The sequence below is a fragment of the Rummeliibacillus sp. TYF005 genome (assembly GCF_003844195.1).
Taxonomy (GTDB): domain Bacteria; phylum Bacillota; class Bacilli; order Bacillales_A; family Planococcaceae; genus Rummeliibacillus.
Genome location: NZ_ML122571.1, coordinates 26,267 through 47,346 on the forward strand (window position 1 = coordinate 26,267; position 21,080 = coordinate 47,346).

Genomic DNA, 21,080 nt, shown 5'->3' on the forward strand with positions numbered 1-21,080 from the left:
AACATGAACTTTATGGAATAATTTTAATATTTTGTAATTATAAATGCAAGCGCTTGCACAAAAATATTTTTCTTGACTTATTCATTTTTGAACAAATCATTTATTCGTATATATTCTACATTACAACATTTATATTCTATAAAAAATCATTTTATTATATATTCAATTTATTTTTTAAAATTCCTGTTTTAATATTATAGTTTTTTAAAAATAATGCATTCATACAAAAAGAGGCTATCAAAATGGGAAATTCAATCTCACTTTTGAAAGCCTCTTTTTGTTCTTTTTTGTTAAAAATAAATTATTTTTATCCTATAGATAAAACGATACTCTATTTAATGTCTCCCTTAAAACAATCCTACTGCTTTACCATTTTCGTCTACATCCATTTTCAATGCTGCTGGTTCTTTAGGGAGTCCAGGCATTGTCATAATATTACCTGTTAAGCACACCAAAAATTTAGCACCTAACTTTGGAATGATTTCTCGTACTGTAATTGTAAAATCTTCTGGTCGTCCTAATAGTTTTGGTTGATCTGACAATGAGTATTGTGTTTTTGCCATACAAACCGGCATTGAGTCCCAACCAAACTTTTCAATTTCAATCATTTGTTTACGTGCTTTATCTGTAAATTCTACATCTAGTCCACCATACACTTTTTGAACAATTGAACGTACTTTTTGTTCAATTGAATCAGTTACATCATATATAGGTTTAAAATGATTTTCTTTGTCGATTACTTCTAAAACTTTATTTGCAAGCTCGATACCACCTGCTCCACCATCTTCCCATACATTTGTACGAGCAATTTTAACCTGATGAGAGTCACACCAACTAATAATCTCTGCGATTTCTTTTTCAGTATCTGTAATAAATCGGTTTAATGCTACAATAGGTTCTACGCCATATTGACGGATTGTATCTATATGTTTTTCGAGATTTTTTATCCCTTTTTTAATAGCAGGTACATTTTCAAGTTGTAAACTTGATTTATCTACTCCACCATGCATTTTTAATGCTCTTGCAGTTGCTACAATTACTACAGCACTTGGCTTAAACTCACCTTGTACTGCTTTAATATCCATGAATTTTTCAGCACCTAAATCTGCACCAAAACCTGCTTCTGTAACGACAATATCAGCTAACTTACGCGCAGTTTGTGTTGCTTGAATAGAGTTACAGCCGTGTGCAATATTTGCAAAAGGTCCTCCATGAATAATTGCTGGAGTTCCTTCCATAGTTTGAACAAGATTAGGTTTGAAAGCATCCTTCAATAATAATGTCAATGCCCCTTCAACACCCAAATCACGAACAAATACTGGTTCTTTCTCAAAAGTATAGCCTATTACTATATCTGAAAGTCTTTTTTTCAGGTCTTGTAAGTCAGTAGCTAAACAGAAAATTGCCATAATTTCTGATGCTACTGTAATATCAAATCCATCTTCACGAGGTGTTCCTTTTCCTGGGCCGCCTAGACCGATTACAATATTACGTAATGCTCGATCATTCATATCTAGAACTCTTTTCCAGATAATACGACGAGGATCGATTCCTAGCTTATTCCCCTGGTGTATATGATTATCAATTAGAGCAGCAAGAGCATTATTAGCTGTTGTAATTGCATGTAAATCTCCAGTAAAGTGAAGATTTATTTCATCCATTGGCAATACTTGTGCATATCCACCACCAGTTGCTCCTCCCTTTATACCCATTACAGGTCCTAATGACGGTTCACGAAGAGCTACAACCACTTTTTTATGTAATTGATGAAGCGCATCAGATAATCCTACTGTTACAGTAGATTTACCTTCCCCTGCTGGTGTTGGATTGATAGCTGTAACTAAGACCACTTTTGCATCTGGTGTTAAGTGAGATAATTGATTTACATCAATTTTAGCTTTAAATTTCCCATAGAGTTCCAATGCTTCTTCAGGAATCCCTGCAGCTTCCGCGATTTCTGTAATTGGTTGCAATGTCGCATTTCGAGCAATTTCTAAATCTGATAATGGTTGAGTAGTTTTTGACACAGTAAAGCCTTCTTTCATTAAAAAATTTAAAAGGAGCGTAAAAGCTATACTCACTCTTTTGATACAATAACCATACTATAGAATAGAATTTTCATCAATATGATTCAAACCTCGACAATCAATTGACATATTTTATATATTCATGTATAGTTTATCCATCCTTTATTTTTTTATAAATCTGAAAACTTAATTTGTTGTTGGGAGGAACGCGAATGCCCCAAGGAAAAGTAAAATGGTTCGATAACGAAAAAGGCTATGGTTTTATTGAGTACAATAATGGTGATGACGTTTTTGTCCATTTCACAGGAATTCAACAAGAAGGTTTTCGTACATTAGAAGAAGGACAAAATGTAAGTTTTGATATTATTGAAGGAAATCGCGGACCTCAGGCTGCCAATGTGATTAAATTATAAATTTAAATAGTAAAGCTACTCACTCTTACTGTGAGTAGCTTTTTTATATTATGCACTTATTCTTATCGCTTCTATCCTGACAATTTGATGTTTATTGACTTGGTTTACGATAAACTTAAATCCGTCTCTTTCGAAACAATCTCCCTCTTTTGCATTATCTTGATGTGACATAAACCATCCACCAATTGTATCAATATCTTCCTCAACAATTTGTACGCCTAACATACTGTTTACTTGATCAAGTAACACTTTACCATCAAAACTAAAATGACCTTCGCTTACTTTTTGAATCTCCGGTAATTCATCTTCATCAAATTCGTCACGTATTTCTCCTACAATTTCTTCAATAATATCTTCAATTGTCACAATTCCAGATGTTCCGCCATACTCATCGAGTAAAACAGCCATATGAATTCTTTCTTTTTGAAATTTAATGAGTAGGCTACTGATGGGAACTGTTTCAATAATACGAATTACGGGTTGCATAAAATCTTGAACTTTTTTTGTTTTACTGTTTTCATCTATTATCAATGCTGATAAAAGTTGTTTCATATTAACAATTCCAATTACATGGTCTTTATCACCATCTATAACTGGATATCGAGTATATTGCTCTACATTCATCAGCTCAAAAACTTCACTTAAAGTTGTTTCCTTATCAAAACTTACAATTTCCGTACGAGGCACCATAATTTCTTTTGCAATCCGTTCGTCAAATTCAAAGATTCGATTCACTAATTTATACTCAGAAGGATTAATTTCACCATTCTCATAGCTATCAGATAAAATCATTCGTAATTCTTCCTCGCTATGAACTTCTTCTCCTTCAGATTGCATTTTTAAGCCAAAAATACTTGTTAATATTCTTGCTGATCCGTTTAATAATTTTATAGCTGGATACATGATGTTATGGAAAAGAATGATGGCACCTGAAAAATTCAAGGTAATCATTTCCGCTTGTTGGATAGCTAACGTCTTAGGCGCTAACTCACCAACTACAACATGTAAAAAGGTAACAACAGAGAATGCAACAATAAACGATAATATAGAAGCTGTATTGCCTTCAATATTAAATGCTTCAAAAATTGGATGTAATAATTTTTCTGCAGTTGGCTCACCAATCCACCCTAATCCCAAAGCTGTTATTGTTATACCAAGCTGGCAAGCAGATAAATATTCATCTAGATGAGTAATTACCTTTTTGGCCCTCTTCGCCTTTTTATTTCCTTCTGCCAGCAACTGATCCACTCGTGTAGATCTTACTTTCACAATAGCAAATTCAGTTGCAACAAAAAATCCAGTCATTGCAATTAAAATTACAAACAGAACTAAATTACTGGCTATCTCAATGTCCAAATATGGTCTCTCTACGCTGAATATTGATCAACGCAGAGAATTCACCTCCTGTTATCTTACTATTCTAAATTTATAGGAAATCCTATAAAAAAAGCAAATTAAAGCTATTATTAATTTATTAATTTAAACTGAAAATTATAAATAATTTCACATTTAAAGATTAAAAGAATAAAAGAGTAAAAATAAAAAAACAACTGGTAGGAAAATGTTTTCTAAACCAGCTGTTTTATGATTAATTTTGTATTAAACTGCAAAGCTGCAAAAAAGAGCTTGTTTCACTTTATCGTATTCATCCCTTTATCTAACTGCGGCAACTGCAAAAAATTCTTGGTATAACGCTTGTAAAATTACATTTTCAAATTTTTCTTGTACGCCGAAGGATAAACTTACTTCTGATGAACCTTGGTTAATCATTTCGATATTAGCACCAGTTGTTGCTATAGCATTCGTTGCTCGAGCTGCCAAACCAGTATTATTATTCATACCTTCTCCGACAATAACAATCATTGAGAAACCGTGACGGAAATATGCATCATCTGCATGTAATTCGTCATAAACACGTTTTATAATACGCTCTTCCTTTTCTGGCGATAGTTGATGACTGCGAATAATGACTGAAATATCATCTAAGCCTGACGGTGTATGTTCATAAGAGATATGCTCTTCTTCTAAAATTTGCAACAATTTACGTCCAAATCCAATTTCTCTATTCATTAGATATTTACTTACATATAAAATTGAAAATCCTGAATCAGCAGAAATCCCTGTCACTGGGCGATGATTCTCCTTACGTTTAGAAACTATTTTCGTACCCTCCACCTTCGGATTATTTGTATTTTTGATATTCACTGGAATGCCCAATTTTACAACAGGCATTAATGCTTCATCATGAAATACAGAAAAACCTGCATAGGATAACTCTCGCATTTCTCTGTATGTAATTTCTTGAATTTCTGCTGGGTTATTGACCACTTTTGGATTTGCACTAAATACACAATCTACATCTGTGAAGTTTTCATACAAATCAGCTTGAACAGCAGCAGCTAAAATAGAACCTGTAATATCAGAACCACCACGGTCAAAAGTTCTTAGTACTCCTGCCTTTGTAAATCCAAAAAAGCCGGGAAAAACAATAATTTCTTTTGAATTTTTTAAGCTATTTAATTTCGCATAGGCTTCTGCCACCGCCATAGCTCGTTCTGGACCATCATTCACGATTAAACCTGCTTCTTTTGGATTAACATATTTTGCATTCATACCAATGCTTTTAAAGTAAGCAGCAATCATCTTCGCGTTATTATCTTCACCACTTGCTTTTAATGTATCCAATAAAAAATCATCACTAATTTTAGAAGCTTCTTCTATACGAGCATGTAAATCTGTAGCAATGGCTTCAGTTATTTTGTCGTCAAGATTCAAACCTTCTGCATTCTCTTTATATCTAGAAACTACCTGTTGTAATTCAGCTTGATATTCTTTTCCCTCAATTACTGCATTTGCTAACTGGATAAGTAAATCTGTCACTTTTATATCATTACTAAAACGTTTGCCGGGAGCAGAAACAACTATTATTCTTCGTGTAGCATCCGATTTCACGATGGCTGCAACTTTCTTAACTTGTTCTGCACTAGCGACTGAAGTCCCACCAAATTTACATACTTTCATCTCATCAGATCCTTACAATTTATTTAAAAATTTTGTTTTTGTATTTCTATAAAAAACATTTGTTTTTTCACAGTGTACAAATTATCCTAATAATAGTCAATACTTTTTCAAAAATTCTTATTAAACTGATTAAATAAAAAACATAAAGTTCTGTATATTCTAAAATGACGCAATTTTCCATTTAATAAAAACACCATAAGATTAACATTCTTATGGTGTCTTTATCAACATATATTTTTATATTAATTATGCTTTAGTATATACTTTTAGTAATTCTTCACCTAAAAATTGTAACTGTTCGCCAACAGTACATGATTCAATACAAAATTTATGAGCACCGGATTTTCCCCGCTCTTTTCGCATTTGTTTTTTTGCTAAACAGCCTTCGCAATAGTTTTCTAATAATTCATCGATTTCTTTTACTATGGTGCTCTGCTCGATCAAATGGAATCACCTCATTTTGCAGTATTTTTCTATTCTACTACCGAAATTTTGAAAGTCAAGTGATATAGTAAATAATATAAGCAAGTAAGCCATTACTATGCACCGTTTTCAAATTTACATCAATTTTACTTTCTATGTGTTAATATTCAAGTATAGAACTTGGAAGTGGTGATAAAATGTTAGAAGTATATATCGACGCAGCTAGTGCAGGAAATCCCGGACCTAGTGCTATTGGCATTTATATAAAAGGCGAAGGTCACCAAGTGAAAATTAGTGAGTCTGTTGGTATTACGAATAACCACATAGCTGAATTTATGGCTCTTATCCGAGGATTGCAAGAAGCAGCTAAATTATCTAAAGGCATTATTTCAGTGCGTTCCGACTCCAAAATTGTTGTATCATCAATCGAAAAAGAATTTGTAAAGAATGACGAATATAAGCCCTATTTACAACAAGCATTAACACTTATAGAGCGATTCGAGTTATTCTTTATAAAATGGATACCTGATTCCCAAAACAAAGCAGCAGATGCCCTTGCTCGACAAGGCATTCAAAAAACGAAAAAGCAATAAGATATAAAAAGACTTAATAGCGCCCATTAGCTATTAAGCCTTTTACTTATTCAATAATATTCATTAATGCACCTATCGCTCCGCTAAATCCATGATCCTGTAAGAAAATAGGTGTTTTCTTTTTTAGAATAGTATAATTTGCAATGATATCTCGAAGTTTTTCATTGTTATCTAGTGTAGTACCAATATATATTATATGTTCTGTATCCATTTGTTCTGCTAATTGAATACTTAATGTCGTAATAACTTCGCCTACTAAACCTTGAACTGTTGCTAACACATCTTCTGTTTCGTAATTTGTTTCATCATTAATGCCGACTTTTCCAAAATTACTTGCAGTTAAAGTAGGTTGAAGCTCAGTTGGTGAATCCATCCCCTGGTAAATATCTTGAACTAATAAATCAATCCCTTGTCGATTGCCTTTTTTAGCAAGATGCAAAACTTCCTCATAATTGTGAACGCCTGTTGTTAGCGATGCAAGTCCAATTAGTGTCCCACCACCAACGCCAGTACCACCAATTCGCATATGTTTTTCAGCATCCATATAATGGATTGAGGTTCCTGTACCGATATTCGTAATAATACTTTTATCAAAAGAATAGCCTTCTTTTTCTAATTGATATCGAACTCCTTTTAATGTTGCCTCAAACTCCACTATATAATGGATAGAATTGACCTTATCAAGTAGAACTTTAACTTGTTCTGTACGTCCACCTGTTAAACCAATTTCATCAATATCATGTTGGTTAATCCAATCTAATACATTTGGTAAATCATTCGATGGGAAATGTTGCAATTGAATCTCGTGCTGATCGTTCATATATGCTAGTTTAGTAAGTGTTCCCCCAGCGTCAATGCCTATTGTATTTGTCATCAAAATCTGCCCCTTCTTAATCGCCCATTAATACTTTACTCGGTTATTACTTTTTAAGCAATGCACCATTCTATATATTGAAAATGCTAATTGAGTCAATTTTACATTTATAGTTTTTACTATTTAAAAGAGAAGTTTCTATCTACACATTTATAAATAATAGTTTGAATTTCTAAATTCTAATTAATATTCTTGTTCTAATCAAACTATAAACAATGAACAAATCTATCATTACACATCCATTAAACTGTTATCGTTTAATTTATTTCTCAAATAAAAAATTCACATTTTAGACAAAATTATTTACCTATTATAGCACATTGGCTTTGTTTTGAAAATGCTTTCATAGATGTAAATGATAAAATAATAGACATCTAATTATTTTTGCAGAATAATAAGATATGTGTAATTATTTTCTTTTTGGGGTGAACTTTTTCAATGCAACTACAGAATAGCTTAAAAAACGAAGAAAAGTATAAAAGGATTGCTCAAGAAAGGGAACTAATTCTTTCTAAAGCAAATAAAAATTTATCCACTGTTTTTTGTCTTAACTTAGAACATACTTTTAAGTATGAACGTATTATTCGTACACTGCAAAGAGGTGCTAAGTTAGAGTTAAACAAACACCACGATGAAATTGAAGTGAAATCTGGTTTTCATATTGTCGGCAGCATTCCAGAAAATGCAGCAAAAGAAATTAATCAATTAATGTCAGAAAGACGTAGTTACAATGCTATTATCTTAAGTATTCTCGGTAGAGATGGTACTGATTTTCAAACATCTACTATTATAGAAAATGGACAAGAAAAGACCATTAAACATTTAGGAATAGAAATTTTAATCGAATTTCCTATGATATAGTTGATTTCCACTCTTATTCCTATTAAAAGCCCCTCATTATAAGAGCGGGCTTTTATTAATGTAAAATTGTACTGACTTGTTGCCAACAATTCATATTTTATTACATAAAATATTCGAGCATTTGAGTCTTTTTATCAAAAGAAATTAGTTTTTATAATGATTTGATTTTCTATTTTAGTAATTTTGATATACGATATAGATAATGTTTTATTTATTAAACGGAGGAAATTGCAAGTGACACAACAAAAAGAACTTTATAAAGAAGCAATGGCAGTTTTAAAAAAGACTAGTCGAACTTTCTTCATCCCCATTACATTTTTAGAAAAAGACCTAAAAACTACTGTAGGAACAGCTTATTTATGCATGAGAGCCATCGATGAAATAGAAGATCATGAGGAATTGCCTAACCATATTAAAACAGAGCTATTAAACGAAACAAGTAAATTATTGTTAAAGCCTTTTGACAATGATGCTTACATGAAATTATTAGAACCTTACAAAGATCAATTACCGGAAGTAACATTACGGCTGAGTGATTGGTTAACTCTATGCCCTGAGGAAATTCGTGAAACTGTTGCAGCTTCAACTAGTGAAATGGCAGAAGGAATGGCGAAATGGGCGTCTAAAGAATGGATTGTCAAAACGAAAGAAGATTTAGATGAATACACCTATTATGTTGCTGGTCTTGTTGGTGTTATGCTATCAGATATTTGGTGCTGGGGTGCTGGTATCGAAACAAATCGAGAACTTGCGATAGGCTATGGCCGAGGATTACAAGCTGTCAATATTTTACGCAATCAATCTGAAGATCAAGAACGTGGAGTAAGCTTTGTCCCAGAAGGATGGACAAGAGAAGATTTGTTCAATTATGCAGAAGAAAATTTAGCTAAAGCGGATGAATACAATAAAAGTATTTCAAAACGCAGTATTTTAATGTTTTGTAAAATTCCTCTTGCATTAGCACATAAAACACTCGACACAATGCGAAAAGGAAATAAAAAAATGACGCGTAAGGAAGTCGAACAAACTGTTGAGGAACTAACCGCTGAATAACTTAGATTTTAAGACAAAAGAAAACTGACTCTAACCGGTCTGTTTTCTTTTGTCTTTTAAATTTACTATTTGATATTGGTTACTACATAATCACATAATTTACGGAAGTTAGTGATAAATCTTTCATTTGACTCTTTTGACCTTTTTTTCGGCCCTTTTGTTCTTCCACCAGCCTGACGAATTTTTTGGTTGATATGACGCGAATATAGAAGTTGATCTATATTTTCAGACGTATATTGTAGACCATTTTGATTCATAACATAGCCACCTTTTGCTAACACCATAGCGGCAAGACCATAATCCTGTGTTATTGAAATATCCCCTTTTTGTAGTTGATTAACTAGTGCAAAGTCAACTGCATCTGCACCTTTAGAAACTATTACCGTTTTAATACCTTCTATTTCAAATCGATGTGAGGTATCACAAAAAATAATTACTTCTAATTGGAACTCTTTTGCAATTTGAATGGCCTCTTTAACGACAGGACACCCATCGGCATCTATACATATTTTTGACATTTGTCGTACCTCCTATATATAGTTTACCTTATTTAATCGTACATAATAATGCTTAATTGCCACAATTGTTAGCGCTTTCCGGTTAAAAATTCAGTTAATTTCGTATTTTTATAATATTAAGTGATTGAAAATTCATATGATTAAGTCTAAAATACAAATATACTTTACTAATACTTCATGGGGGTTTTCAAAATGGTCACAACAATGTCAGATTCACAAAAAGTAGCAACTGAATATATTGATTCAGTGTATAACAACCTTAAAGAAAAACACGGGCATGAACCAGAATTTTTACAAGCAGTTAAAGAAATTCTATATTCTTTAACACCCGTATTTGCACAACGTCCTGAGTATATGAAAGCAAGTCTTTTAGAAAGAATCGTTGAACCAGAACGTGTAGTAAAATTCCGTGTATCTTGGGAAGATGATCATGGTAAAATTCAAGTTAACCGTGGCTATCGAGTTCAATATAGCTCAGCAATCGGACCTTACAAAGGTGGCCTACGCTTCCATCCATCTGTTAACGAAAGTATTATCAAATTCTTAGGTTTTGAGCAAATTTTCAAAAACTCATTAACAGGTCAACCAATTGGTGGTGCAAAAGGCGGTTCAGACTTCGATCCAAAAGGTAAATCAGATGCTGAAATCATGCGTTTTTGTCAAGCATTTATGACCGAATTACATAAATATATTGGACCTGACGTTGACGTGCCAGCTGGTGATATTGGTGTAGGAGCTCGTGAAATTGGTTTCTTATTTGGTCAGTATAACCGTATCCGTGGAGCATATGAACCAGGTGTTATTACTGGTAAGTTACCACGTTTTGGAGGTTCTTTAGCTCGAAAAGAAGCAACTGGTTATGGATGTGTTTACTTCGTACAAGAAATGCTAAAAGAAATAAACATGACATTTGATGGTGCAACTGTTGTCGTTTCAGGTTCAGGAAATGTTTCAACATATGCGATTGAAAAAGCACAACAATTAGGTGCAAAAGTTGTTGCATGTTCTGATTCAAACGGTTATATATTTGATTCAAATGGCATCGATTTAGATACAGTTAAAGAAATTAAAGAAGTGCGACATGGTCGTATTAAAGAATATGTTGAAACTCACCCAAATGCAACTTATACAGAAGATTGTCATGGTATTTGGTCTATTCCATGTGATATTGCCCTTCCATGTGCAACACAAAATGAAATAGATGAGGAATCTGCTAAGACACTTGTTAAAAATGGCGTAAAAGCTGTTGGTGAAGGTGCGAATATGCCTTCTACTCTTAAAGCCATCGATGTTTACTTTGAAAATAATGTATTGTTCGCACCTGCTAAAGCTGCAAACGCTGGTGGTGTAGCTGTTTCTGCTCTTGAAATGGCACAAAACAGTATGCGTCTATTCTGGACATTTGAAGAAGTAGATCAAAAATTGCATGACATCATGACATCTATATACAAAAATAGTGTCCAAGCTGCAAAAGAATTTGGTCATGAAGGTAACTTATTAATCGGTGCCAACATCGCAGGATTCTTAAAAGTTGCAGATGCAATGATTGCACAAGGTGTTATCTAATCATTAATAATGTTTTTCTCTTTAGTATAGTAAAGCGGTAAATCCTAATGGGTTTACTGCTTTTTTCGCCATATTTGTCCATTTCAACACTTTTCTCCTCTCTTTAGGATATTTTTTACTATTATGAATTACAATAACTTACAATAACATGAAAGGGGGTATGGAAAATGGAACTGATTTATAAAGGTACAACCAAAGATGTTTATAAAATTGATGAAAATCATTTTGTTTTACAATTTAAACATGTTTTAAGTGACCAAGGGGTGACAAGTCACAATAATGTTGGAACAACTACTGAAATCATGAACGCAAGTCATAGTTTAACAACATACTTTTATAAAAGATTAAAAGCAATCGATATTCCGACATATTATCTATCTTCAAATATGGAAGAGGCAACAATTACTGTAAAGCCAACTACTCTTATAGGCAATGGCCTTATAGTATTATGTCAGTTTCCAAGTGCTAATACGCTTTGGCATTATGACCAAGATGGTCATGAACTTGAAGATGTTGTATCTATTTCATATTTTGAAGATGAACATCAAAATGATTCTATTGCTAAATCGATTTTATTTGAAAAAGGAATTTTATCCAAAGATGAAGAACGATCATTAGAATTACTTTCTATTGATATTTCGAATTTTGTAAGAACTGAATTGGCCAAAAAAGGTCTAAAACTTCATGAGATAAAGTTAAAATTTGGCCGTGAAACTCAAAATGGTGATTTGCTTTTAATCGATGAAATTTCAGGCCAGAATATTATTGCTTACCAGGATACCAAATATATTACCCCTCTGTTACTAGACAAGATAATATTAAACAAATAATACATGTAGCCTAACCTTAGTGTTAGGCTTTTTAATTTCTTGTTTTTTCTGAAATGTTTTACTTTACTAAATATACGTTTTATAATGAAAATAATTCGTATTACGTAATAAAAGGGAGTGCTATAAATGATTGATAATATTCTTAAACGCAAGGATGTTCCCGTTTCTGAAACTTGGGATTTAACGGATCTTGTAACAAATGAAGAAGCATACAATGAAGGTGTAAAAAAAGTATTTGAAGATGCAAAAAAATTCAATCTTCAATATCAAGGGCATATTACGGATGCAAAGCAAGTAGCTAATGTTATTACCGATTATGAAGCTTTAGTAGAAGCTATAATTCCTTATGGTGCATTTATGTCATTAGATCTTGAAACAGATCAAACAAATGACTTTGCTCAAATGCGTGCTAACAACTTTGGAAATATTTCATCTCAAATTGCTAGTTTAGTATCATTTGTAGATAGTGAAATACTTGCCTTACCGACGGAATTACTAGAAGAAGCTATTCAACTAGCACCAAATTATACACACTATATTAAACGCCTTATTGCAAAAAAAGAACATCAATTACATCCTGAAGCGGAAAAAGCTTTAGCTGCACTTGGTTCTACTTTTGATGCTGCATATGGTATATACAATACTACTAAACTAGTTGATATGAAATTCAAAAACTTCACTGTTGGTGATAAAAGTTATCCACTGAGCTATAACCTTTTCGAAGGAGATTGGGAACTAGAGTCTGATAAGAATATCCGTCGTGAAGCATTCAAAGCATTTTCTGAAAAACTAGCTGACTATCAACATACAACAGCTAAAGCATACAACACACATGTACAAACTGAAAAAACAATTGCTAATTTACGTGGCTACGAATCGGTAATCGATTATCTCCTATTTGACCAAGAGGTAGATCGTGATTTATACAATCGTCAAATTGATGTAATTATGAAGGAATTAGCACCACATATGCGCCGTTATGCAAAACTTCTACAAAAAGAACATGGCTTAGATAAGATGACTTTTGCTGATTTAAAAATCTCCCTAGATCCTGATTATGAGCCATCTATCACTATCCCAGAGTCACGTGATTATATGAAAAAAGCACTTGGAGTTATGGGAGAAGATTATGTAAAAATGATTGATAGTGCATTTGAGGATCGCTGGATAGATTTTGCGAACAACGAAGGAAAATCTACTGGTGCATTTTGTTCTAGTCCATATGGATCCCACTCATATATTTTAATTTCTTGGACTCAACGTATGAATGAGGTTTTTGTATTAGCCCATGAACTAGGCCATGCTGGACATTTTAGAAATGCGCATAAACATCAATCTTATTTCAACAGTGAATCTTCTACTTATTTCGTAGAATCACCATCAACTATGAATGAAATGTTAATGGCCAATTATTTACTTAAAAATTCGAATGATCCACGTTTTAAACGTTGGGTAATTTCAACCATAGTCGCTCGTACTTACTATCATAACTTTGTTACTCACCTTTTAGAAGCTGCATATCAACGAAAAGTTTATGAATTAGTGGATGCTGGTGAAAGTGTTAATGCAACCATTTTAAACGATTTAAAACGCTCCGTTTTAGAAGAGTTCTGGGGAGACGATGTAGAACTTAATAAGGGGGCTGAACTAACTTGGATGCGCCAACCACATTATTATATGGGGTTATATCCTTACACTTACAGCGCAGGGTTAACAATTTCTACACAAGTATCACAACGTATTTTACATGAAGGTCAACCAGCGGTAGATGATTGGTTGAAAGTCTTACAAGCTGGTGGTACTAAGTCACCTGTTGAATTAGCACAAATGGCTGGTGTGGACATTACAACCGATAAACCTCTACAAGATACAATTGCCTTTATCGGCTCATTAATTGATCAATTAGAAGCGTTGACAGAGGAAATCCATCAAGCTAAATAAGGATTATACTCACTACTATAAATTATTAAAACAGAAAGAGATGGCTACCAAATTACTGGTGCCATCTCTTTCTATTTTCAAACATTTATCTTCTTATATTTCTAACTTGACGATTTTTTGTCCATACACCGATGATGATTAATAATACCATACTAATAATTGGTATAAGATGTTCCATCATAGGGAAAGTAGCTTCAACAAGTTGATGACCATACTTATCATCTACAACCATTGTGCCTGCAGTGTAAGCAATTAATAATGCACCAATCCAAATAAGAATTGGAAATTTCTCCATTAACTTAATAATAATTTGGCTACCAAAGACGATTAAAGGAATACTAACAAGTAATCCTAATGCGACAAGGCCAATGTGACCATTCGCAACTCCAGCGATGGCAAGTACATTATCTAAACTCATCACAAAGTCCGCAACAATAATTGTTCGAACTGCTGCAAATAAGTTATTACCACTTTTAACATCTGGATCTTCATCTCCAGATCTTAATAAGTCAAATGCAATGTAAAGTAGCAATAAGCCACCGACTACTTTTACTAACGGTATTTGTAAAAGCCAAACGGCTACAAATGTTAAGACAATCCGTAAACCAATGGCGCCACCTGTACCAAGTAAAATTGCCTTTTTACGTTGTTCTTTTGCTAAATTTCGGCAAGCGAGTGCAATTACGACTGCATTATCCCCACTCAAAACGATATCTAACAAAATAATTGAAGCTATTTTTGCTAGGAATGCTGCTTCCATTTATTCTCCCACTTTCTAAAATCCTATCTTGTACTATTCTACTCTTTTCAACAGAAATGAAAAGGAAAATCTATTGTTTTTTGGAACATATTTATACTTTCTTACTCTAAAACAGTTTACGATTGAGCTATCAATTTTATTCTTTCCTTTACGATATTCGCCTTGTTATTTGTTAAAAATCTCAAATATTTACGATGATTACTTAACAATATTTTATAAACTGTGGCCATTATTTTCAACAACGTGATATGTAAGTATAATAGTTATCCAATGTATCTTACTTGTATTTAGTTTTACCTTGTATATAAACTACTATAAGGAATAAGAATCTTTGGATTTTTCACTCATTTTTCATATATTATTAATTATGTATTTATATTATGCGTTGAAGGAGTGTTTAGGGTGAAACCAAGACTTTTAGTTATGAGAGAGATAGACCATCATTTTCTAGATTATTTATCTAATTATTTTGAAACAGACTACCAACCATCTTTTTCTAGAGAACAATTTCTAACTTCACTAGAAAGTGCACAAGCTATCTTAAATTATAGTATTAAAATTGATGAAGAACTCATTCAACATGCTCCTCGATTAAAACTAGTTAGTAACATAAGTGTTGGATATGATAATTTTGATATTGCTGCAATGAAGAAAGCTGGAATAATTGGTACACATACACCTAATGTATTAAATGACTGTGTGGTAGATTTAACATTTGGTCTTATGTTAAATACCTCTAGAAGAATCAGTGAACTTGCCTCTACTATTAAAAGGAAAAAGTGGACTATAAAAGATGATGTAAATTATTATGGACTTGATGTACACCACAAAAAATTAGGCATTATTGGACTGGGACGTATTGGTGAAGAACTAGCTAGACGTGCTAAACTTGGGTTTTCAATGGATGTTAGTTATTATAATCGTCGTAAAAAGAGTGAATTAGAGAATGAAAATATTTTATGGAAACCACTAGATCAACTTCTAGAAGAATCTGATTTTGTTGTTCTACTAACACCACTTACTGAAGAAACAAGGAATTTAATGAATGCTTCTAAGTTTGAAAAGATGAAAAAAACAGCGATATTCATTAATATGTCAAGAGGTGCGACGGTAGACGAAAAAGCACTGTATAATGCGTTAAAAAATCATGATATTTACGCAGCTGCTTCGGACGTATTTGTTCATGAACCTATAAACAATGATAACCCATTGCTTGAATTAGATAACTTTACAGCAACCCCACATATAGGTTCCGCTACGCAAGAAACTAGAAACGCCATGACAAAACTAGCTATAGAAAATACGATAGAGGTCTTAATTAACGGAAAAATGCAAAATGTGGTGCCTGAGCTTCAAATGCTTTTAAAATAAGTGTAGGATTTATCAAGAGGAGTTTGATATCTTCAATACACTAAATTGTAGTGTATAATTAAAAGAAGTTCTTATTAGTTTTTAAAGTAAAGGAAGTTTGTATATATGGAAGCAAAAAATCCAGGAAAATTAACTGAAGATGAATTAGCAGTATATGAATTTGCACTTCGAGATGAATTTAATGGTATGCACATTCCTCCTGAAAAGCAGGAATATTACCTTGAAAAAATTCTAAAATCAAACGAAGAGTGCATCTTGCATTTAAGAAAAAAAGGTGCCATAGCTATCTCAAGAGAAGTTGTCACTGAAGACAATATTTTCGGAGCATAATATCTTCATTAACACCGATGATGGAAGTAAAAGGTCAAGTACTACGACTATACAGTAGTAACTTGACCTTTTTACTATTTTTTGAATTTAGGATAACCAATTAGTATCGCTACAATTGCGCAAATCCCCATTAAAATTGGATAATATGAATATTGCAACATATCAATAGTTGAAATCCCTGCTACACTTGCAGCTGCTAATAATTGTGGCGAATAAGGTAAAAATCCTTGCCAAACACTCGCAAAAATATCTAATAAGCTGGCTGATTTTCGATGATCAACTTGATATTGATCAGCAATATTTTTGGCAATTGGACCAGTCATTAAGATTGAAATTGTATTATTTACTGTTGAAATATCTGTCACACTAACCAGTGAGGCAATTCCAAACTCTGCTCCCTTTTTCGAACGAATACGTGTTGAAATCGTATAAAGTAAATATTGAATACCACCATTATGTTGTATTAATGCAACTAAACCACTAATTAGAATAGCAATAATTGCAATATCCTCCATTCCTATCATTCCCTCACTTACTGCTTTGATGAATGAAAGGAACGTTAACTTACCATTGATAAAACCAACAATAGCTGAAGCGATAATACCTCCGATTAAAACTTTTAATACATCAACACCGATTAATGCAACGATCAATACAAACAGGTAAGGTATGACAGAAATAATGGAATAATCATAATTTCCTTGTAAGGATTGACTCTTTCCCATAGTCATTAAAGCTATTATGATTGCAGTAACCATGGCTGCCGGTAGGACGATACGTAAATTCACTTTAAATTTATCCTTCATATCTGTTCCCTGTGTACGAACTGCAGCAATGGTGGTGTCTGAAATAATGGATAAATTATCGCCAAACATCGCTCCTCCAACAACAGTTGCCATAGCTAGTCCCATTGATATACCAGTAGCATCAGCAATTCCAACACCAATTGGCGCTAATGCAACTACTGTTCCCATTGATGTCCCCATTGAAAGTGAGATAAAACATCCAATGATAAATAAGCCAACTAATAAGAAGTTCTCTGGCAAATATGACAACCCTAAATTTACAGTTGACTCTACTGCTCCCATTTCTTTAGCTACGCTTGAAAAGGCTCCTGCTAATACAAATATAACGACCATTAGCATTACATTTGCATTGCCTGCTCCTTTTGTGAAAATTTCAATTTTTTTCGTCATCTTCTCTTGACGATTCATCATAAATGATAGTATACAACTAACTCCTACGGCAACATTTAATGGCATAGCCGTAAAATCTTTTGTTACTATACCTGTTCCTATAAATAAAAGTACAAATACAACAAAAGGAAGTAACGCCCATTTATTGCCCTTTTCAATATGTTCCATGTATAAAAAAATACCTCCATCTTAACAAAAAGCGTATCAAAAATTTACTAGAGACAAATTTAATCATACTGAAAAGACGTTAATTTGTAAATTTTTTATGTCTTTTGAAAATTCATATTTTCATATTTATTTCTAGTTATACTGTTATTGATAACTTTAATAAAAAAGATATCTCAATAAATAGTGAGATATCTCTTTTGGTCCTTTAAATAGATATTCCTGAAAATGCACTATACAACAATAAACCCCAAATACCTATTACTACTATTAGCAAGAAAGTCGGGATAAAAATTGTAAAAAATGCTTTCCAATTCGAAAATCGATGTGCAACAGCAATACCAGCTATATTAATCACTAATGACCAGACTGAAACAATTGTGCTGATTAGAAGTGAAGCAAAAGCGGCAATATTTAATATAATCGTTGATGATTCATAGTTTGTATCAAAAAAGGTTTGAGGCGAATTTGCCATCCAAACAATCAGAAATGGAGTTATCGCTATTGATGGAATAGAGGAAACACTTGTTACTTTCCAAATATCCTCAAAACTACCCTTACCACCGAAGATTTTACCTACGATCCAAGTAACAGCTGTACCAATGGCAACACTAACTGCACCTATAAAAGGTCCTGTAATAATACATGCCAAAAGCAATAACCATGTTTGAAAAGAGGGATAGAGCTTTGTATCTTCTAATTCTGAAATTCCCGTAGCAATTCCACCCAATAAAATAAATCCAATTGTATATGTCCAATTTTTATGTTCTAGTATGAATTGGGCAGTTTTTTTAGGATGAAGCCAAATTGAGAAAAAGGGCTGAATCTTATAATCTGTTCGCTTTTCTTGAGGCTGGTTCATTAATTCTATTTTCTCTCCTTGCAGCAATATATTTTAATAGAGTGATTTGATTTAAATATGAAAGTTATAATAATATTTCATTAAAATAAGGTCCTATATGTTCGATATAGAGATTTGCGTCCTGTTTTGAATTTAAGGTTAAAAGTGTACGATACCCATCCACCTTAAGTGTTGCTCCAATATTATACTGATCTAATTTTTCTTGTAGCTGCTCTTTCGTAAGGATATGGAAATGCTCTAGAACCCCAATTTCAAGCAAGTCGAATGGTTCTCCTTTTTCATTTACTGCATAAATTTTTTCTACTTTTTGAGTATCTCTTGCAATAAGAATTTGGCTAACACGAAATTTATTTTCCAAAATATTCATCTACTTTCTAGTATTTTACCAATAACTTTTATTATATTTTCTTACCTATTTTCATATATTTATTATTATAGCAAAGCTATTTATAAAATATCTACTTTGCTAAATACCTTCCTACTCTCAATCCTGTAAAAAGACATCCACCTAAGAAAGTACCCTCTAACGAACGATATCCATGTACCCCTCCACCACCAAAGCCAGCAACTTCTCCTGCAGCAAATAGTCCAGGAATGGGTTCTCCTGCATGATTAAGTACTGCCCCATTTAAATCTGTTTGCAATCCACCTAGAGTTTTACGGGTTAAAATATTCAGTCGTACGGCTATTAACGGTCCACAAGAAGGATCTAATAGTTTGTGCGGTTTCGAAACACGTATTAATTTGTCTCCTATATATTTACGTGCACAGAAGATGGCATTGATTTGTGCATCTTTTGTAAATGGATTATCTAGTTCTCTATCACGTGCTATAATCTGTTCTTTAATATTGATAAAATCTAGAAGATTATTACCTACTAGTTTATTCATACCTTCAACTAGTTCTTTAACATTATTGGCAACGACAAAATCTTCTCCTCGTTCTTTAAACGCTTGTACTGGTGCTGGTGGTCCTGGTAATATTCGTTTTAATACCTGCTTAATACTTTTATTTGTTAAGTCTGGATTCTGTTCAGATCCAGATAACGCAAATTCCTTTTCAATAATTTTTTCTGTTAGGATAAACCAGGAATAATCATAGCCTGTCTTTTGAATTGCTTCTAGTGTACTCAACGTATCAAATCCTGGGAAATTAGGAGCATGGAAGCGATTTCCTTTTGCATCAATCCAAAGAGAAGACGGTCCTGGCAATATACGTATACCATGGTTTTTCCAAATTGGATTCCAATTCTTCAACCCTTCCGTATAATGCCACATGCGATCACGATTAACGATGCGCCCTCCTACCTTCTCTGATACGGCCAACATTTTCCCATCCACAAACGCAGGAACTCCAGCAATCATATTTTGAGGTGGGGAGCTAAGACGTGAGGGCCAATTTTGACGTACGAGTTCTAGGTTCGCTCCGATACCTCCACTTGCCACAATCACAGCATCAGCGTAATGATAAAATTCCCCTACTATCTCTCGTGACGTTTCTTGACCACGTGGGGTATTATCTTCAGCTAGTATTGTACCTGCTATTCCTACAACGGTGCCATTCTTTGCAATGAGTTCAGTTACTTGATGGCGCGGTTTAAAATCGAGTAATCCTGCAACTCTTGCACTTTGTACTCGCTTTAAAAAAGGTTCTAATAATCCTGGACCTGTCCCCCAAGTAATATGAAATCTTGGCACTGAATTTCCATGTCCATCTGCAAAGGAACCTCCTCTTTCTGCCCAACCAACGACTGGAAATAGCTTGATACCTTTTTCTTTAAGCCAACTATACTTTTCACCTGCTGCAAATTCGACATATGCTTTTGCCCATCGATATGCAAAAGCATCTTCGTCTTCTAAGCGATCAAATCCTGCTGTACCTTGCCAATCTTGCCAAGCAAGTTCAAAACTATCCTTCACACCTAATCGGCGTTGCTCCGGTGTATCAACCAAAAATAATCCCCCAAATGACCAAAAAGCTTGACCACCTAGTGATTGTTCTCCTTCCTGATCAACCAATAACACCTTCTTTCCAGCATCCACTAATTCACTAGCTGCTGTTAAACCTGCAAGACCCGAACCTATTATGATTACATCGTACTTCAGTATTTTCCCTCCTTCTATTCAATTCTCGCTATCTATCTTGATATTATTATATTTTCATCTTTTGCTTAGCATGAATTAATATAGGATAAAACAGGAGGACCTCAAGAAGGAGGAATGATAATTTAATCAATAAAACATTTCGGCTCTTTGTAAATAGTTGGGGTGGGGACA

The 21,080-nt window shown here is 33.4% G+C and carries 20 protein-coding genes; 9 read left to right on the plus strand and 11 right to left on the minus strand.

The genetic code is table 11. The features are described from left to right. Positions 1-347: 347 nt before the first annotated feature. Complete coding sequence (locus CW357_RS13695; protein WP_241155103.1) at positions 348-2,027, minus strand: formate--tetrahydrofolate ligase; 1,680 nt, start codon at positions 2,025-2,027, stop codon at positions 348-350. Between the two features lie 212 nt (positions 2,028-2,239). Between CW357_RS13695 and CW357_RS13700 the strand changes: the two genes are divergently transcribed. Beyond that, positions 2,240-2,440, plus strand: a complete 201-nt coding sequence (locus CW357_RS13700; RefSeq protein WP_119416082.1) for a cold-shock protein — start codon at positions 2,240-2,242, stop codon at positions 2,438-2,440. Between the two features lie 48 nt (positions 2,441-2,488). Here the strand turns inward: CW357_RS13700 and CW357_RS13705 are convergent, their stop codons facing one another. From CW357_RS13705 to CW357_RS13715, 3 genes are all read right to left on the minus strand, one after another. Further along, positions 2,489-3,796 carry a hemolysin family protein gene (locus CW357_RS13705; RefSeq protein WP_119416083.1) on the minus strand — a complete coding sequence of 436 codons (1,308 nt, stop codon included), beginning with the start codon at positions 3,794-3,796 and terminating at the stop codon, positions 2,489-2,491. A 297-nt stretch (positions 3,797-4,093) separates the two neighbouring features. After that, positions 4,094-5,461 carry an aspartate kinase gene (locus CW357_RS13710; RefSeq protein ID WP_119416084.1) on the minus strand — a complete coding sequence of 456 codons (1,368 nt, stop codon included), beginning with the start codon at positions 5,459-5,461 and terminating at the stop codon, positions 4,094-4,096. A 246-nt stretch (positions 5,462-5,707) separates the two neighbouring features. Continuing rightward, entirely contained in the window at positions 5,708-5,902 is a 195-nt protein-coding gene (locus tag CW357_RS13715) for a zinc-finger domain-containing protein (RefSeq protein ID WP_119416101.1), read from the minus strand. 179 nt (positions 5,903-6,081) lie between these two features. On the opposite strand from CW357_RS13715, the gene CW357_RS13720 reads away from it, so the two are divergent. Further along, entirely contained in the window at positions 6,082-6,477 is a 396-nt protein-coding gene (locus tag CW357_RS13720; protein ID WP_119416085.1) for a ribonuclease HI family protein, read from the plus strand. A gap of 46 nt (positions 6,478-6,523) precedes the next feature. On the opposite strand, the gene coaW is transcribed toward CW357_RS13720, so the two are convergent. Continuing rightward, a complete protein-coding gene (gene coaW, locus CW357_RS13725; RefSeq protein ID WP_119416086.1) occupies positions 6,524-7,351 on the minus strand; it encodes a type II pantothenate kinase in 828 nt (275 codons plus the stop codon). 438 nt (positions 7,352-7,789) lie between these two features. Here coaW and CW357_RS13730 point away from each other — a divergent pair, with 438 nt between their 5' ends. Both CW357_RS13730 and CW357_RS13735 read left to right on the plus strand, forming a co-directional pair. Beyond that, positions 7,790-8,212 (plus strand): hypothetical protein, encoded by a 423-nt coding sequence (locus CW357_RS13730; RefSeq protein ID WP_124218345.1) that lies wholly within the window; start codon positions 7,790-7,792, stop codon positions 8,210-8,212. A gap of 234 nt (positions 8,213-8,446) precedes the next feature. Next, on the plus strand, positions 8,447-9,265 hold the full coding sequence (locus CW357_RS13735) for a squalene/phytoene synthase family protein (protein ID WP_199670738.1): 819 nt from the start codon (positions 8,447-8,449) through the stop codon (positions 9,263-9,265). A gap of 65 nt (positions 9,266-9,330) precedes the next feature. Here CW357_RS13735 and CW357_RS13740 read toward each other — a convergent pair whose 3' ends face one another. Then, positions 9,331-9,783, minus strand: coding sequence for a YaiI/YqxD family protein (locus tag CW357_RS13740; RefSeq protein ID WP_119416088.1), 453 nt, complete (start codon positions 9,781-9,783; stop codon positions 9,331-9,333). A 192-nt stretch (positions 9,784-9,975) separates the two neighbouring features. Between CW357_RS13740 and gdhA the strand changes: the two genes are divergently transcribed. From gdhA to pepF, 3 genes are all read left to right on the plus strand, one after another. Continuing rightward, positions 9,976-11,349, plus strand: coding sequence for an NADP-specific glutamate dehydrogenase (gene gdhA / locus CW357_RS13745; RefSeq protein ID WP_199670739.1), 1,374 nt, complete (start codon positions 9,976-9,978; stop codon positions 11,347-11,349). Between the two features lie 167 nt (positions 11,350-11,516). Beyond that, a complete protein-coding gene (locus tag CW357_RS13750) occupies positions 11,517-12,179 on the plus strand; it encodes a phosphoribosylaminoimidazolesuccinocarboxamide synthase (RefSeq protein ID WP_119416089.1) in 663 nt (220 codons plus the stop codon). Positions 12,180-12,305: 126 nt separating this feature from the next. Then, complete coding sequence (gene pepF, locus CW357_RS13755; RefSeq protein ID WP_124218346.1) at positions 12,306-14,120, plus strand: oligoendopeptidase F; 1,815 nt, start codon at positions 12,306-12,308, stop codon at positions 14,118-14,120. An 85-nt stretch (positions 14,121-14,205) separates the two neighbouring features. On the opposite strand, the gene CW357_RS13760 is transcribed toward pepF, so the two are convergent. Continuing rightward, positions 14,206-14,880 (minus strand): TerC family protein, encoded by a 675-nt coding sequence (locus CW357_RS13760; RefSeq protein WP_119416091.1) that lies wholly within the window; start codon positions 14,878-14,880, stop codon positions 14,206-14,208. Between the two features lie 402 nt (positions 14,881-15,282). Between CW357_RS13760 and CW357_RS13765 the strand changes: the two genes are divergently transcribed. Then, positions 15,283-16,251 (plus strand): 2-hydroxyacid dehydrogenase, encoded by a 969-nt coding sequence (locus tag CW357_RS13765; protein ID WP_124218347.1) that lies wholly within the window; start codon positions 15,283-15,285, stop codon positions 16,249-16,251. Between the two features lie 105 nt (positions 16,252-16,356). Then, positions 16,357-16,581 (plus strand): hypothetical protein, encoded by a 225-nt coding sequence (locus tag CW357_RS13770; RefSeq protein WP_119416093.1) that lies wholly within the window; start codon positions 16,357-16,359, stop codon positions 16,579-16,581. A gap of 74 nt (positions 16,582-16,655) precedes the next feature. Here the strand turns inward: CW357_RS13770 and CW357_RS13775 are convergent, their stop codons facing one another. From CW357_RS13775 to CW357_RS13790, 4 genes are all read right to left on the minus strand, one after another. After that, a complete protein-coding gene (locus tag CW357_RS13775) occupies positions 16,656-17,945 on the minus strand; it encodes a Na+/H+ antiporter NhaC family protein (RefSeq protein ID WP_119416094.1) in 1,290 nt (429 codons plus the stop codon). 205 nt (positions 17,946-18,150) lie between these two features. Next, on the minus strand, positions 18,151-18,804 hold the full coding sequence (locus CW357_RS13780) for a Yip1 family protein (protein WP_124218348.1): 654 nt from the start codon (positions 18,802-18,804) through the stop codon (positions 18,151-18,153). Positions 18,805-18,868: 64 nt separating this feature from the next. Continuing rightward, positions 18,869-19,162, minus strand: coding sequence for a hypothetical protein (locus CW357_RS13785; protein ID WP_119416096.1), 294 nt, complete (start codon positions 19,160-19,162; stop codon positions 18,869-18,871). Between the two features lie 100 nt (positions 19,163-19,262). After that, positions 19,263-20,909 (minus strand): FAD-binding dehydrogenase, encoded by a 1,647-nt coding sequence (locus tag CW357_RS13790; RefSeq protein ID WP_124218349.1) that lies wholly within the window; start codon positions 20,907-20,909, stop codon positions 19,263-19,265. Positions 20,910-21,080: the final 171 nt, after the last annotated feature.